Origin of the sequence: Rhodopirellula bahusiensis (assembly GCF_002727185.1) — a bacterium.
GTDB classification, from domain to species: Bacteria; Planctomycetota; Planctomycetia; order Pirellulales; family Pirellulaceae; genus Rhodopirellula; species Rhodopirellula bahusiensis.
Genome location: NZ_NIZW01000002.1, coordinates 351,374 through 366,747, shown reverse-complemented (window position 1 = coordinate 366,747; position 15,374 = coordinate 351,374). Strand labels below are relative to the sequence as shown.

Here is a 15,374-nt window from a genome sequence, read left to right as displayed (position 1 = left end):
GGCCTCGTTGAATCTCAGCGAGAAACCAGAGTCCTCATGCCGCGGCTTGGGTGCCGCTCAACATTGCTTCAGAAAGTGTTGTGTAGGTGAGCACCCATGCTTCTTTGACATCGTCGGTGAAGTCATCCCCAAGACCTTGACCGAGTGTCCAAATCAGGGCTTCACCCACCGTCGCGTAGCTGGACTCGGGCACCTCGTATTCGACCGCGTGCTTGCGTCCCAAAGCCTGAACGGTCGGCAGAATTGTTTCCAGTCGATCGAGCGACGCGACCGCCAATGAAATCGTGCTCATCAGTTTTTTGCCTTGTTCGCTCATGTCGCCTTTGAAGAGTGAACGCAGACTTGGGTCGAGCGTGAACAGCCGGCCGTAAAACAGATCGGCGGCTTGCTCTGAGATGGGTTTGACCTTTTCCCAACTGTCTTTGACGAGAGTCACTTGTTCTGGAGTCATGCTGTGTGTCCTCTTTGAATCGATGATTTGAATGAAAGTGGGAATCGTGTTCCCATGAAATGATCCTCTGTGTCTTCAGGGTTCAGCAGATGAAATCCAAACTGAACCGAACTGCCTTGATTCACTTCATGGGCACTCGAACAATGACGCCACCCATGACGTCGTCTTTGACGAACTCGGGGTAATCATCCCCGCGGTTGGGGTGATCGTTGTGGCAGCTCCAACACGCTTCCGCGACAGCTTTGTCGGCATACGCGGCGACGAAATACTTCTCACCACCGAGCTCTTCTTCGCCGTAAAAGTTTTCGGTCGGGTTCTCAGCGATGAAATCCAAAGCCGTGATTTCGAGATCACTCTTTGGTTTGTTCTGTTCATTGAGAGGCCATTTGCTTTTCAACGCGTACGTGAATCCGGCTTCCGGATTGTCGAACACCAACTCGGATCCCATTCGGAACATTTGCGCCGGAAGCGGGATCGTGTGTTCTTCGTCTTCCCAGTACTCGCTGGGTTCGACTGGGGCCTCTTGCTTTTTCAGTCGCGTGACAACTTTGGATGCGTAGACGGTTCGGTCGGCCATCATCACGGCGTGAACGGCATCGGCAAATTTCTTGTACGGGATGCCGGGTTCAGATGGCTCCGAAGGTGTTGCCGAAGCGTTTGCACCACCGCCACATCCGGTGGAGGTTGCAACTAACAGACAAAGCAGACTGAAAAGGAACGTGTTGGGTGTGAATCTGGAAAACATAAAAGGTCCTAGGGTTGGGCGTGCCTTGGAAAAGCCGAACGAAACGGCTGAGTAGAACGTCGCGGGATATCCGGTGACAAAGATCACCAGTTGACGAATCGATTGCATGAGTCACTTCTTCTTCGAACGAGCCTCCTTCTTACGTTGTCTTTCTTCGAATCTCGCTTTCACGAGGTCAATGCTTTCAACGTGCACCGCAGGGGTCTCGGCGAAACAGTTTTCGATCAGTTGCGGGTCGGCCAATGCATCGATCGAAAAACCAAGTCCGTGACACTGCATGCAGACATCGCGAATCATTTTTTCGTTGGGTCGAAGGTTGTCATTCTGGTTGTGATTGACCCAAACATTGCCGTCGTCATCTTCCATCCGCGGCATATGACAGGTCGCACATGAAACACCACTTCCCGCTGGTGCCGTCCCGGCAGTCTCGTTCTGCCAAGCGGCATAGTGGCTGGTCGCCAGAAACGCCTGGCTGTGCGTGTCGTTGTGGCATGTCAAACAAGCATCGACCGATGCAAACTCGGTGTCGAAGCGGTGACCGGAATGGCAGGCGTTGCAATCAAGCTCACGGTGCGAGGCATCGACGTGCATTGAAAGACGAGCGTCTCGCGGAGTCATCGGCGACAAACCCGCAGCCAAACGCATTCCGTGGTGCCCCTCGAAAAACGTTTCCATCTGCCCCTCGTGACAACGACCGCACGTTTGAACGGAAACATCGCGATTCCAGGTTCCGTCCAACGTCGTTGATTCAACGGCTTTGTCTTCGGACAGTTCCAAATGGCAACCGCTGCAGTTCACACCAGCTGATGCGTGTGCGGTGGCCGCCCAATCGTTCAAGAGCGTGACGTCACCTAGTGAGTCTGTCATGGACAACTCAGCGAGCCCGTCGGCGTCCGCTCTTGACAGAGCTTCGTCCGTCACAGCGGACAAGGGCGAACGCTTCAACCCAACCATCTCTTCCAAGAACGCGTCTTCGTCGGCGTGTTTGAGCAAAAAGTTCTCGTACAGAGCCCGGTTGTCGTGGTAGTTGTGACAGCCAGCCGTCGCACAGGAATCAAACTTGAAATCCGCGTGGCTGGGGCGAGTTTCTAGAGTCTCCTGGTGGCAGTGAAAACAATAGTCCGCTGGCATCGTCAGCCCCATGTCCAGCGTTTGCTCCTCGACATGTTCTCGGTGACAGGTGACGCAGTTCTTGGCATCCAGCACGGACAACAATTCCGCATTGGTGGGATCATTGAATTTGCTGGCCGGATGCGTGTCTTTGGCCAGTCGCAGTTCTTCGGCATGGCAACTGGTGCACGCGTCTTCGCGAAGTCCGCTGCCTTCGGTGTGACAAAGGTCACATCGCATCTCAATTTGGTAGTGTCCGTGCGATGTCTTGCCTGGCAACAACATCGCTTTCGTCGATGCACCTGGTGCCAGAGCTGAATAGGCAATGCCACCAATCACCAGCACATTCACGCCGATCAAACTCAACCACAGCTGTTTGGCTCCTGTCATATCAGTACCAATACACGCTGAAGACGTGACCGGCCAACAATGCTGGCAGTGGAACAAACAGGGCGATGTGAATCCAAGTCAACTTGGGCCGCCAAGCTCGCATCAACATGGCGGAATCACCTGACAGCTTGGATTCCAGCGACGAAGCCACTCCGGCCAAACCACCAACCAGAGCCAGCAACAGGAACGTCAGGCTGAGAGCGAAGTTCAAGTTGCTGCCCATTCGGACGCCGGTGTGAACGATCAATCCAAACAACATCGCGGTGCCGATCAAAGCGTGAGCTGCTCGCCACCACCCATAGTCGCCAAAGCTGATTCGCTTGACTCGTTTTCGTAGCGAAAAGACGAGCGCCGCCAACATCAGAAACAACAACGAGAATCCGGTGACTTGTTTGATGAATCCGTCTCGCCAAAACAGATCGATCTTGCGCCATGCATCTTGAACGCTGGTGGCAAACGGTATCGGCGGCAGCAGGAACAAAGCGACACCCAAGCACGCAGCGACAACCGAGGTCGTCAACAGAACTCGGCTGCCACGGACGTTGACCGGTTCGGGACCCTCACCCACCAATTCGCAAAGCATGTTTCGGCAGGTTCCGCAGGCGGTGCCCGCTCCGGTTGCCGCCGACAACTCCGGTACCGTGACATGCCCTTCAGCGATGGCCACCCCAAGTCTCTCTCGCGTCACACCCATGCAAGAACAAACGGTCGCGCAACCCGGCCACTGATGAATTGGCAATCCAGATCCACCGGCGAAGGGTGTTCCCGTCCGCAAAAACCGCACACGCTGGGTCGGCCACAAACGCTTGTGCTGGGCGACTGACATTCGGATCAGATTCACATCGTCCCACTCACCAACCGAAGCCGCACCGACCAAGCGTCCCTGTTCCAAAATCAGTTTGCGGTAGCCATCCTTGCCGGCATGAGTGACCACGACACCCGAGGTCGATTCACCGATTGCTTTGCCGAGAGTGATGACGGGAACGCCGAGAAGCTTCAGTTCAACGGGTTCTTCATCGTCGACGAATTCGGTTTGCTCGCCCGACAAGCGTGCTGCCAACACATCCGCCATGCGATAGCACGGAGCCACCAAACCATGGATTTGTCCATCCACCGCGGCGCACTCGCCAATCGCGAACACGTTTGGGTCGCTCGTTTGCAAACTCCGGTTCACCGCGATGCCACCTCGCGGACCGAGTTCCAACCCGGCTTCTCGAGCCAGTTCATCTCGAGGTCGAATCCCCGCGGCGACCAAGACAATGTCGACTTCAGCCGGATCCGCGTTCTCGAATTCCAACGTCAGCTTGCCATCCCGCGGCACGATCCCTTTCGTGCGACGAGTGACGTGCACTTCGACGCCTAGCGATTCGACCTTCTCACGCAAAACTTTCGCGGCTTGGGCATCAAGCTGCCGCGGCATCAGACCAGGGGCAACTTCCAAAATTGTCGTTGCCAAACCGAGATCCGTGATGACTTTCGCGGCCTCCAATCCCAGCAGTCCACCGCCAATCACAGCCGAAGTCTTGGCATCGTGTTGACAAACGTATTGCTGAATCGCCTCCAAGTCATCGATCGTGCGATAGACAAACACTCCTGGGCTTTCCGCACCTGAAATCGGCGGTACCCATGGATACGAACCTGTGGCCAGCACCAAATGGTCGTACGGCTCCGCGATGCCATGGTCATCGTGAACCAGCTGACGCTCCAAATCGATTCGCGTGATTCGCCGTCCCGTGTGAAGCTCGATCTTGTTCTGCTGGTACCACTGCCTCGGCGAGAGCAACAATTCAGACTCGGGCCGTCCCGCCAACAGCGACGACAGGTTCACTCGGTCATAGGCCGGGCGAGGTTCTTCGCCAAAGACGGAAATCGCAAACCGAGACCGCTGGCTGCTTTCGATGATTCGCTTGCAAAAACCGTGAGCCGCCATTCCACCCCCGACGACGACCAATCTCTCCGCCGATGCGACATCGGCGCGAGGTGGATCGGCGATCTGAGGGGCACTTTGCATGGGCTGGCCAATTGCGTGCTCACGCGAATGGAAGCGATTCACGTGGCACTCTTCTGGAACGAATGATTCGAGCGGGGTGATGTTTTACGTTCCCAAGCACACACCATTCCAAAGGACTCGCCGACACATGCCAGACCATGCCGTCTTCCCCAAGCGACCGTCTAAGGGCGTTCATTCCTCAAAAGATGCATCATTCCGGCATCTTTCGAGGCGATGGGTGAGGGCGCATCTTACGCGTAAGACGGCGGTGCCGATTCTGCCGTTGAAAAGTCAGGCAGGTTGTTGCTTAGTCAGCAGGCAACGGTGCCCGCGGTTTAAGCGAACACGGTGGGAACACTCGATCAGTCAATTTTCTCGAGCTGGCAGTCTTCCAGTTTCACGCTGACGCCTTGTTCCATGAACCGAACAAAGACCAACAAACGAGTTTCATTTTCGCGGCGAATCACGGTGCCCTCGTAATTCGCGAAAGTCCCGTTCTTCACGCGAACGTTTTCTCCGGGTTGCAGTTTGCTCTCGATCGTCAGCGGCACACCCATCACGATCAGGCTGCGGATCTGCTGCAGGTCCTCGATCAGGTCGGGTACCTGCATAATTTCAGAGGCCTTCAACACCGATCCGGTGCAGATCGCTTCGTAACGTGCCTGATCGTCGCCACGCAAAAAAACGTACGTCGAAAACAACGGCACGAACGACTCACGCATGCGCCCGGCGGGCGATCGAAATCGTTGCTTGATCATTGGCGCGTAGTGCGGAACACCAGCTTCACGCAGTTTCCGAATCACCGCTTTCTCTTGGCGAGATTTCGTGTACAGCAACCACCAAGGCGAATCGAGCGATTCCTCTTGGTCGATCAAGTCGTCTGGGTAGCAATCGGGTTCGAAAGGCAGAATGGGCATCGAGGTGACAGCGTCCGTGGAGTCAGAGATGAACCGAGGTGAGTCTTCGATCGTTGCCGATCAACTGTTTTTGAATGCTCGTGTGGTGAATGATCCAACCAGAGTCTCAGTTGGATTCTTCGCGACAAGCGTTGATTGCCGAGACGACTTTGTCCGTGGGGACGTCGCCGACCATCGCCACGTGTCCGATCTTGTCGGGAAGAACAAACCGCAACTTGCCGTGTGAAACTTTTTTGTCACGAGACATGACCGGCAGCATCAGTTCGGGATCGGCATCCTTCCATGCCAGCGGCAATTTCGCAGCGGACAACACGGCCGTTTGTTCTTCTAGCAAAGATGGGCCGCAGAGTTCCATGTCGATGGCCAAATGAGCGGCCATCTGCATTCCGATCGAGACCGCTTCGCCGTGCAAACACACTCCGTAGCCCGCGGTGGCTTCGATCGCATGAGCAAACGTGTGCCCGTAGTTCAAAATGGCTCGGCGGCCGGATGTTTCACGCTCGTCTTCCGCGACCACGCGAGCCTTCGATTCGCAGCTCTTTCTGATCGCGTAACGCAACGTCTCGGGATCTTTGTCGATCATTCGCGAGGCGCTGGTTTGCAACCAAGTGAAGAACTCCGCGTCCTCGATCACGCCGTACTTGATAACTTCCGCCATCCCGCTGATGAAATCGCGATCCGGCAACGTGGAGAGCGACTGGGTGTCAATCCAAACCATTTGAGGCTGCCAAAAACTGCCGACCATGTTTTTGCCGCCGGGCAGATTGATTCCCGTCTTGCCACCAACGCTGCTGTCGACCATCGATAGCAGTGTCGTGGGAACTTGCACGAACCTCAATCCGCGAGTGAACGAGGCGGCGGCAAACCCGGCCAAGTCGCCAACGACTCCGCCCCCGACCGCAACAACCACGCTGCGACGATCTGTCCCCGACTCCAGCATCGTGTTCCAAATCGACTCCAGCTGCGAAACCGACTTGCTCGTTTCACCCGATGGAATCGAGATACTGGTGATGCGGATGTCGGCCTGTTCGAGTTGTTGCTGCACTCGGCTGGCGATCGTATTTGCCACCGCTGCATCGTGTATCAGTACCACATGAGTGCAGTCGCCAACGGCCGTTTGAAAGTGTTTCGCGAAATAGGGCTGCTCAGCAGATTCGGTCAGTCCCGAGCTGATCCAAATGGGATAGCTGCGATCACCAAGCGAGACTTCGATTGATTCAATCGGTTCGGTCATGAGGTCAATGGGTTGGGGCAAAGTTGATTGCACGGTTAGGATAGTGTAGCCGTTGACTTGTTCTTGCGGCATGCCTCGATGGGCCACCCAATCGCGGTCCAATCAATGGACTCTTGTCACTTCAGATTGTGATTTTTGATGAACGAAAACGAGTCGCCCGCAGTGGATCCTCACGCGGACAAGTACAACGACCCGCGGGTGGTCGTCACGCGAACCCAAGTCTTGGCGTTGGTGGCGATCTTTGTGGTCGGTGCGATTGCGGCCGTGGTCAGCATCTATGCCCGCAAGACAAAACTTGAGAAGACGACCAAGTTTTGGGGCCCGGACGTGATCACCGCGATCCAGTTGGGCGACCACGTCGAACTGATTCCGGGACCTGGTGCCGATTTCTCACAAGTCGAACTGACCGCCTTCCCGGGTCTGGGCCACCTTCGCAAGGCATTGCTGGAAGAGAACCACTACCAATGGGCGACGGTGGAGGACTTTTCAGTCGAGGCTTTGGCCGACGTTCCTGCCACGGAAGATTTTGCTGGTGAGGCGAACGAGCAACCGATGGTGGTTCGTTTGGAGTTCTCTGACCCTCATTACAAACGAGTTCCACCGGCCTTGATCGATGTGGAATTGATCAGCGGAACGGTCGGCCCAGCGGACGGATCCCAAAGAGTGAAGGTGACCGATCGAGTTCGCCCGGCTCTTCGTCACCAATTGGGATTGCTGATGAAGGTCAGTGAAATGCGATACAGCCAGCGAAATCATGCGGCAAACGAAGAGGCCGCCACGACGGAATGAACCGGCGTCGCCTCGTTGCCCGCTCAACGCAGGCCCCACCATAGAACCGCGGCGACGACGAACGCGTGAACAACGGCGGCGATGGCGAACTGGATCCGGTAAGAGACCTTGGACGTTTTGTGCCTCAGCTTCTGCCCAGCGAGGTATCCACCGGGCCATCCGCCTAACACGCTGGCCAGCAGCAGCGTCTTTTCTGGGATGCGACGAGCGTTTCCGCGAGCGGCTCGTTTGTCCATCCAATACAAAACCGCGGTCAACACACTGGCAAAAAATGTTTCAGCGGCGATGATGAGTGCGAGCGTCACGGACCGTTTCTCCGAAGGCGTATTTCATTCCCGCCGCATCCAGCTGCGGGATCGTTCCTAACGATTGTTCTTCGCATGTCATCACGTTCGCGCAAAGCCCGCTCGAAAGCCAAGTCCCAAAGAGAAGGCAAAACCGCGTTCAAAAATTCTGATGCCGGATCTTTCGGCGATGGAATCCTCTCCGGCGGCAAGAAATCCAACGGCGACTCATCGAAAGCTGGCGGGTTGGCGAATCTGAACGTTCCCTATCCCGCGGGCCTGCCGACCGATCGCCCGCTCGATCAAGAAGACTACTTCGAACAGCTTGCGATTTGGTTGGATTTGGAAGCCGAAGCCGAACGAGCCCGCCTCGCCAAACTCCGTCAAATCCGGTCTCAGCGAGATGTGGAAAGCACCGGCCAAGCGATCGTGGGGCTCGACATGGTCGATTACCACACCGGTTTGGCCGGGCGTTATCTGCTCGACCTGGCCAAACCCGGCGGGAAAGACTTGCCCATGAACCGGCTGAAGGTTGGCTCGCCCGTTGTGCTGTCGATGGACGACGATCCGTCGGATGAAGGCATCGCAGGAGTCGTCAGCCGTCGAAAAAATCATTCGATCCAAATCGCGACCGACACGTTCCCGATTCGCGATCAGGACGAACTGAAGAAGAGTGGTGTTGGCAAACACGGTAAATCCGGCCAGCGTCCCGCTGTCACTTCCGACCGGTTCCGATTGGACATGTCACCGGACGAGACGACTCGCCTGCGCCAACTCGCCGCCATGGCACGAGCCCAAGAAATTCGCGGTCGCTCAGGCAAACTCCGCGACGTGTTGCTGGGAGTTAAAACTCCTCGCGTCGATGGCAACCCGATCGACACGCATGACATCGATCCGGAAAGCTTCCAATTCGAACTGAATGACATCGACTTTCGAACGGAACTCAATCCGCCACAGCGCGATGCGGTCGCGTTCGCAATGATGGCCGATGACGTCGCGATCATCCACGGTCCTCCCGGCACTGGCAAAACAACCACCATCGCCGAGATCATTGCTCAGTCCGTCGAGCGCGGCGAACGAGTCCTCGCTTGTGCGGCCAGCAACACCGCCGTCGACAACCTGCTAGAACGCCTCGTGCGTTTGATGCCCAACGTGGTTCGCGTCGGTCACCCCGCTCGCGTTTTCGAATCTCTACAAGAGCACACGCTCGACGCACTGGTTGAATCGGACCCAACCAGCACGGTGATCAAAGACCTCCGTCGAGAGCTCGATCAAATTCTGCGAGAAGCCAACCGTCCAATTCGCGCTAGCGGCGGTCGAGAGCGCAAACAAAGATCTGAACTGTTCAACGAAGCCGGCCGACTTCGCGGCATGATCCGTTCCCAAGAACGCAGCATCGTGCGTGCGGTGATCGACCGGGCTGATGTGATCTGCACGACGACCACGATCGACGAAGAGCTGCTCAGCGATCAATCGTTTGATTTGGTCGTCGTCGATGAATCGTGCCAGTGCACCGAGCCTGGAATGTGGCAAGCGATCCTGCGAGCCGATCGTTTGATCTTGGCTGGCGACCATTGCCAGTTGCCTCCGACGGTCTTGTCCGACGACGCCGCAAAGATCGGAATGCGAGACTCGTTGATGCAGCGTCTCGTGCATCGCTACGGCGAACGGATTTATCGCCGACTCACCGTTCAGTACCGCATGAACGAATCGATCATGCGATTCAGCAGCGATCATTTCTACGACGGCACCCTGATCGCGGACGCTTCCGTCAAACGGCATCGCCTGTGCGATTTGCCCAACGTCGAGGAAAACGATTTCACGACCGAACCATTGCTGTTGATTGACACCGCAGGTGCGGGCTACGAAGAAGAATTGGAACCCGACGGCCAAAGCAAACTGAACCACGGGGAAGCCAAGGTCATCCTGCAGCTCGTCAAACAACTCGCCGACATGGGAGTCACCGGCGATCAAATTGCAGTCATCGCTCCCTATGCCGCGCAAGTCCGCAACCTCCGCATGCGGTTGGATCTTGACGGCATCGAAATCGACACCGTCGACGGATTCCAGGGCCGTGAAAAAGAAGTGGTGCTGATCACCATGACTCGCAGCAACCCCGACGGCGAAATCGGATTCCTATCCGATCAACGCCGCAGCAACGTGGCACTCACGCGAGCCAAACGGAAACTGATTGTGGTTGGAGACAGCGCCACGCTCTGCAGCCACGATTTCTATTCCGAACTGTTTGGCTACTTCGAAGACGCTGGTGCTTACCACAGCGTGTTCACGCTGGAAGGACACTGATACGCCGCAGCACTCGCAACAATACCACGCAACGAACTAAATCAGCCGCCGAGCGTTAGCTCCCGGTTACGAGCACTTCACCAAACGAATCGTGCTACAGCTCTTAACAGGGCTGCGCAAGCCGCCCGGTGAATCACCAAGGCTATTCCGCCGATGCACTCAATACGACGGCGGGTGAATCCGTATGGCCAGCGAAGATCGCGTTCTTCTCTTTGATGTATTGAAGGCTAAAAAAAGCAGGTTTCCCAAGCCCCACGTTCCCGAACTGTCGTTCGGTTTTCAGATCCCAAAACCGGATGGTCGAGTCAACCATCGATGTCACGACCGTCTGGTCGTCATCCAAAAACAAATGATCGATCGCATTGTGACGGTGCCCTTTTAAAGTCGCGATGGGCTCAAGCTCTGGATAAGACCGAATTCGGATGACGCGGTTGTGATGTGACGACAAGAATTGCTTCCCCTTCGAATCAAAGCAAATTCCCGCATAAGCTTCGGACTCATCCACACGTTCCAACAACGATAACTTCTGATCGGCGAAACGGTAGAGATGGCTTGCCCCCATCACGATCAAGGCGTCTTCATTGGGAACTCGGCATAGCTCCAATAGATTCCCGTCCCCCGTATCAAACTCGTCCACGAAGGAAAAGTCGTCGGCGCGATGGAGGAGCATACGATCGTTGAAAAGCGTGACCAACAAACCATCGATAAAAAGTAGACCTCGGCAGGTTTTCTCTGCTTCAGGAGGGGCAATCGTGGTCTCAACTTCGCCGGTGATGGAATCCGCAATCACAACCCCATTTGAACTGCCAATTGCCATCCGCCGGCCGTCGGGATGGAGAGCGATCGCGAGTCCAAATTCGCAAGGGTAGTTTCCGATGTGTCGCATGTCGTCGACGCCGGACTGATGGTTGTGGTGCCCGACAACGCCACCACGGAATCGAACATACACATTGGAATCGCCATGATTTGGTGTGTAACTATTGTGCAGTCGATACTTCTCACTCGCGAAAAGATCGCTGCCCGGCGTCTTCCAAATGAGATCCGATGCGTCCCACAATCGCACCGTCCCATCCAAACTCGATGTGATGATTCGGGGAACGCCTTGATCGCTAGCCACAAACTTGACGCTCGAGATCCCCTTCTCGCTCGCCTGAAACACATTGGTATGAATAAGTCTCTTGCCATTGGTTGTCTGATAGAGATCCCACAAGAGAATCATTCCTTCATCAACACCCGCGCAGACATAACGCCCGTCATCCGTGATATCGACGCAGCGGATCCGGCCCGGGATATCTTCGAAATACGCAACCAATTCACATTCTTTGCCATCAACCACCTGAACCTTGTCGGAATTGCAGGTGACCAAACGCAACTCACCGCTTTCGTGCAACGGTTTGGAAAACGCAAAGGAAGAGGATGCCACGATGATTGGCAGAGAAAAGGACTTCTCCGAATCTTTGTCCCAAACGAACACTCGTCTTTCACCCTCGTCCGGGTCGTTCAGCGAAGCGACACTCACGCCGTCACCTACAAACTGAAGACACTCGTTTCTACTCCCACCTTCAATGCGTTCAACCAGGTCCCCATCGACACTATGAATCTGCACGCTGCGATATCGTTCTGCTGAGGCAACGTATTTGCCGTTTGACGAGTAGGCCACGGACTCGATGGTGTTCTGGTGTCCGACCATCGATTCCACCACCTCGCCAGTTTGGACGTCACCGACCATGACCAAGTTGTAACCGAGGCTGCCATTCAGACCCGTCACAAAACGCTGATTGTCGGGACTGAGAGCGACGGCATTGAGTTGATTGCCGACTTGATGGCGATGCAGAACCTCCTGCGTCTCCAGGTCGATGACATGCAACTGCCCTTCTTCGCCGACGGAAAGAGCCAGCTTCCCGTCGTCCGAAACGGCTACCTCATTCGCTTTGCCCTCGTGCGTCGTCAGCAAAACGGATGGCAGTTCTGTCGTCAGGCGATCGAGCAATTGCCAAGCGAAATGCGGCTTCGCGTCCTCGCCGATTCGATTGAGGTTGGACTTCTCCTTCGGGCTGTACTTCTGAAGCAACTTTCTCGCTTCGACAAAATTGTGTGACGCATAGGCCTGATAGGCCAGCGTCATGTCCGCCACGTACAAGTACTGCCGCAGTTCTTCCTCGCTAGTGGCAAGTTCGACGTTGGTTCGCGAAAGTTCTTCGTTGGTGGCATCGAGAGCCGTGTTGATGCTCATCAAACGACCGGAGTAAATCGAGATAGTTGCAATCACAGCGATGATGGTCGTCACCATTCCGATCAAGGACACCAAGGCGACCATCGGATTGCGTTCGCTCCAACGGAACAACCGTTCGCTCCATCCCGGCATCTTCGCAGTGACAGGTTCATGACTTACGAACCGCCGGAGATCGTTTGCGAACTCTGCTGCGGTGGCGTAACGGTTCGCTGGCGTGAGCGACATTGCTTTGCCAATGATCGCTTGCAAAGGCCGAGGCAGTTCCGGACGCACGGAACCCGCGGGCGAGTGAGCCCCTTGGGTAACTTGATTCAGGATTTGTTCCCGGGAACCCGAATAGGCTCGCTGAAGCGTCGCCCATTCGTACAGCGTGACGCCCAAACTGTAGATGTCCGACTGAGGCGTTGTGGCCGCGGTTGCACCGGAAGTCTGCTCGGGGCTCATGTAAGCGGGAGTCCCCAGCACGTCGCCGGTCATCGTCAGCGCGGTGTTCTCATCTTCGGTGAACGCCAAACCAAAGTCCGTGAGCCAGATCTTGCCGTCACTGTCGAACATCAAGTTCGAGGGTTTGACATCACGGTGAATCACGCGATCGTTGTGAGCGACTTGCAACGCATCCGCCACATTCGCGATCGAATCGGCGATGAACTCAAACGAGTCGCTCGACGCACTTCCCGCTTCGACGCTGATCCTTGTGTTGACTGTTTCGCTGCTTGGTCCTGGCGAACACGTTCGAGTGTCGTCGTTGCCGGACTCTTGCGAAATTCGATCGGCCAGGGTTTGTCCGTCGATGTAACGCATGACGAGGTATTGCGTTCCCTCGTCGACTCCGGAATCCAGCAACGGAACGATGTGGTCATGCTGCAAATCCTGGATCAGCGTGGACTCGCGTTCGAACCGGCGTCGTAAACGAGCCTGTTTCGACGCGCGATGTTGCAGCAGTTTGAGCGCCACCTTCTGCCCCGTGGTGACGTCCTCGGCCAGGTACACCTCGCCCATCCCGCCCGTGCCCAGCGTCCGGATGACTCGGTAATTGCCAAAGTGTTCAAGAGACTCGTTGAAGCCACCCGCCTCTGTGCCGGCAGCCTCGGTCGGATTGTCAGGTGGTAGACTCACGTCGTGTAGAACCGTCGGCTTCGATAGCGGCATTGGCATTGGTGGAGAACGTTCACCCCGAACGTGATCGCACTCCATGCAATCACAGGTCAGTAGCCTCCCAATGATAGCTAGGGCCGACATTCCCCGCAGGACGATCGAGTCTGTTCGCTGGCAGATTTCACGATTCAAACCATCGCCTAGTACTACAGCGCTAACTGGAGTTGTAACGGTTCGGTGTTTTGGTTGAGAATAGCGGTTTGAGATTTGGTTTGCCGCACGGAGGTTCAGGCATGGACGTCGATGATTTGGAGCAACTTGAAGATCGGCTGGACGCTTATCTGGCTCGCTTTGGCGACTGTTTTGGGCGGAGCGATACTCGAGCCCATTTGACTACTTACGTTCGTGGGCAGCTGTCGGATCTGGATGCCAAAAGCGTCGAGCCGATTGCCTTGCAAGCCGGCACACCAGTGCGAACTCTGCAAGAGTTTCTCGCTCAACATCGATGGAACGAAGACGCTCTTCGCAGGAGGCTAATTCACATCGTCCGTGATGAGCACGTCACCGCCAACACGGTCGCGATCATCGACGAAACCAGTGACGTCAAAAAAGGCGATAAGACGCCCGGCGTGCAGCGACAATGGTGCGGCAAAGTTGGCAAGCAAGAGAACTGCATCGTCACGGTTCATCTCGCCGCGGCGACCGAGGACTTTCACTGTATGGTCGATGGCGAATTGTTTCTTCCTGAGAGTTGGAGCAACGATCGACAGCGTTGTGCTGCCGCTGGCATCCCTGACGAAATGGTGTATCGCCCCAAGTGGCAGATCGCGTTGGAATTGCTTGACCGAAGCGAAGGCGAGGGGATCGTGTTTCCATGGCTGACCGCCGATGAAGGCTACGGCGGCAAACCTGGCTTTTTGGAAGGCCTGGCTAGTCGTGACCAGAAGTTTGTGCTCGAAGTACCGCGAACATTTTCGGTTTGGGAGAAGCCGCCTGAAGTGACCGAGCAGCCCTACCGCAAGGGAGGCCGGGGTCGAGGTCGCAAGACGCCCCGCATCAAGAGTGGGGAAAGCTTGCCGCGAAGTGTCGAAACGGTGTTCTGGCACGGCGAAGCGATGAAAGCGAAACGCTGGAAACGATACCGCGTCAAAGACGGCGAGAAAGGTCCGATCATCTGGGAAGCCAAGCGGGTTCGCGTGACACTCAAAGGCAGCGACGGCTTACCGGGAATGTCACTGTGGTTGGTGGTGGCGAGAAACGTGCTTGATGGCGAACTGAAATTCTTCGTCAGTAACGCGAGCCAATTCACTTCGATGGCGATGCTTCTGCAATTCGCTTTCCAACGCTGGCGAGTCGAGCGTTGCTTCGAAGATCAGAAACAGGAGGTCGGCTTGGACTGCTACGAGGGACGTCGCTACTTGGGACTGAAGCGTCACCTGATCATCACGTCGCTGAGCTACTTGTTCTTGTCGCAAACCTGTCAGCAGGCGTGGGAAAAAAAATACGGAGTGGACGATTCAGCAAATTCGCGACGCGGTCGACGCGATCGTTGTCAGCTGGTCGCTTCCTCGCGAGAGTCGTCGCACCTTGCTTGAACAGGTCGCCTCGCGAATCAATTACCATCAATCTCGCAATGCCGCGGCCCGCGTCAGCCACACACGAAGTAAGCTCGAGAGATACGCTACGCTTGGAATCGATCCCGACACCATCACACGATGTCGATGGGCGAAAACTTAGCGCTGTAGTACTAGTGGTCTGTCACAGCTAAAATCCAGGGTTGATCGTAGTGGACGAGTCCTTGGATTTGACGCCAGTCCAGGACTCGTCGCCTC

General features: G+C 55.8%; 11 protein-coding genes. 3 read left to right on the top strand and 8 right to left on the bottom strand.

Annotation, left to right across the window (positions count from 1 at the left end; genetic code table 11):
- Positions 1 to 34 precede the first annotated feature (34 nt).
- The 6 genes from CEE69_RS04095 to aroB all read right to left on the bottom strand — a co-directional run bounded on the left by CEE69_RS04095 (position 35) and on the right by aroB (position 6,870).
- Positions 35 to 451 (bottom strand): globin family protein, encoded by a 417-nt coding sequence (locus CEE69_RS04095; protein ID WP_099259454.1) that lies wholly within the window; start codon positions 449 to 451, stop codon positions 35 to 37.
- Between the two features lie 121 nt (positions 452 to 572).
- Positions 573 to 1,196, bottom strand: a complete 624-nt coding sequence (locus CEE69_RS04090; RefSeq protein WP_008652879.1) for a Tll0287-like domain-containing protein — start codon at positions 1,194 to 1,196, stop codon at positions 573 to 575.
- Between the two features lie 111 nt (positions 1,197 to 1,307).
- Positions 1,308 to 2,696, bottom strand: coding sequence for a cytochrome c3 family protein (locus tag CEE69_RS04085; protein WP_099259453.1), 1,389 nt, complete (start codon positions 2,694 to 2,696; stop codon positions 1,308 to 1,310).
- 1 nt (position 2,697) lies between these two features.
- Positions 2,698 to 4,707, bottom strand: coding sequence for an FAD-dependent oxidoreductase (locus CEE69_RS04080; protein ID WP_099259710.1), 2,010 nt, complete (start codon positions 4,705 to 4,707; stop codon positions 2,698 to 2,700).
- 341 nt (positions 4,708 to 5,048) lie between these two features.
- Positions 5,049 to 5,603, bottom strand: coding sequence for a transcription termination/antitermination protein NusG (nusG, locus tag CEE69_RS04075; RefSeq protein WP_099259452.1), 555 nt, complete (start codon positions 5,601 to 5,603; stop codon positions 5,049 to 5,051).
- Between the two features lie 106 nt (positions 5,604 to 5,709).
- Complete coding sequence (gene aroB / locus CEE69_RS04070; RefSeq protein ID WP_099259709.1) at positions 5,710 to 6,870, bottom strand: 3-dehydroquinate synthase; 1,161 nt, start codon at positions 6,868 to 6,870, stop codon at positions 5,710 to 5,712.
- A gap of 105 nt (positions 6,871 to 6,975) precedes the next feature.
- Here aroB and CEE69_RS04065 point away from each other — a divergent pair, with 105 nt between their 5' ends.
- On the top strand, positions 6,976 to 7,626 hold the full coding sequence (locus tag CEE69_RS04065) for a hypothetical protein (protein ID WP_099259451.1): 651 nt from the start codon (positions 6,976 to 6,978) through the stop codon (positions 7,624 to 7,626).
- A gap of 23 nt (positions 7,627 to 7,649) precedes the next feature.
- Here the strand turns inward: CEE69_RS04065 and CEE69_RS04060 are convergent, their stop codons facing one another.
- Positions 7,650 to 7,931, bottom strand: coding sequence for a DUF1294 domain-containing protein (locus CEE69_RS04060; RefSeq protein WP_233214622.1), 282 nt, complete (start codon positions 7,929 to 7,931; stop codon positions 7,650 to 7,652).
- Between the two features lie 75 nt (positions 7,932 to 8,006).
- Between CEE69_RS04060 and CEE69_RS04055 the strand changes: the two genes are divergently transcribed.
- The gene (locus CEE69_RS04055) at positions 8,007 to 10,214 is read left to right on the top strand and encodes an AAA domain-containing protein (protein ID WP_099259450.1); all 2,208 of its coding nucleotides are present in this window, start codon (positions 8,007 to 8,009) and stop codon (positions 10,212 to 10,214) included.
- A gap of 142 nt (positions 10,215 to 10,356) precedes the next feature.
- On the opposite strand, the gene CEE69_RS04050 is transcribed toward CEE69_RS04055, so the two are convergent.
- Positions 10,357 to 13,596, bottom strand: a complete 3,240-nt coding sequence (locus CEE69_RS04050; RefSeq protein ID WP_099259708.1) for a serine/threonine-protein kinase — start codon at positions 13,594 to 13,596, stop codon at positions 10,357 to 10,359.
- 239 nt (positions 13,597 to 13,835) lie between these two features.
- Here CEE69_RS04050 and CEE69_RS04045 point away from each other — a divergent pair, with 239 nt between their 5' ends.
- Entirely contained in the window at positions 13,836 to 15,137 is a 1,302-nt protein-coding gene (locus tag CEE69_RS04045) for an IS701 family transposase (RefSeq protein ID WP_099259449.1), read from the top strand.
- Positions 15,138 to 15,374: the final 237 nt, after the last annotated feature.

Bases quoted from the DNA above. Each gene is read 5' to 3' on its own strand.
- nusG (WP_099259452.1), bottom strand. From the start codon at position 5,603: ATGCCCATTCTGCCTTTCGAACCCGATTGCTACCCAGACGACTTGATC.
- CEE69_RS04045 (WP_099259449.1), top strand. From the start codon at position 13,836: ATGGACGTCGATGATTTGGAGCAACTTGAAGATCGGCTGGACGCTTAT.
- CEE69_RS04055 (WP_099259450.1), top strand. From the start codon at position 8,007: ATGTCATCACGTTCGCGCAAAGCCCGCTCGAAAGCCAAGTCCCAAAGA.
- CEE69_RS04080 (WP_099259710.1), bottom strand. From the start codon at position 4,707: ATGCAAAGTGCCCCTCAGATCGCCGATCCACCTCGCGCCGATGTCGCA.
- CEE69_RS04090 (WP_008652879.1), bottom strand. From the start codon at position 1,196: ATGTTTTCCAGATTCACACCCAACACGTTCCTTTTCAGTCTGCTTTGT.
- CEE69_RS04085 (WP_099259453.1), bottom strand. From the start codon at position 2,696: ATGACAGGAGCCAAACAGCTGTGGTTGAGTTTGATCGGCGTGAATGTG.
- CEE69_RS04065 (WP_099259451.1), top strand. From the start codon at position 6,976: ATGAACGAAAACGAGTCGCCCGCAGTGGATCCTCACGCGGACAAGTAC.
- CEE69_RS04095 (WP_099259454.1), bottom strand. From the start codon at position 451: ATGACTCCAGAACAAGTGACTCTCGTCAAAGACAGTTGGGAAAAGGTC.
- CEE69_RS04050 (WP_099259708.1), bottom strand. From the start codon at position 13,596: ATGCCGCTATCGAAGCCGACGGTTCTACACGACGTGAGTCTACCACCT.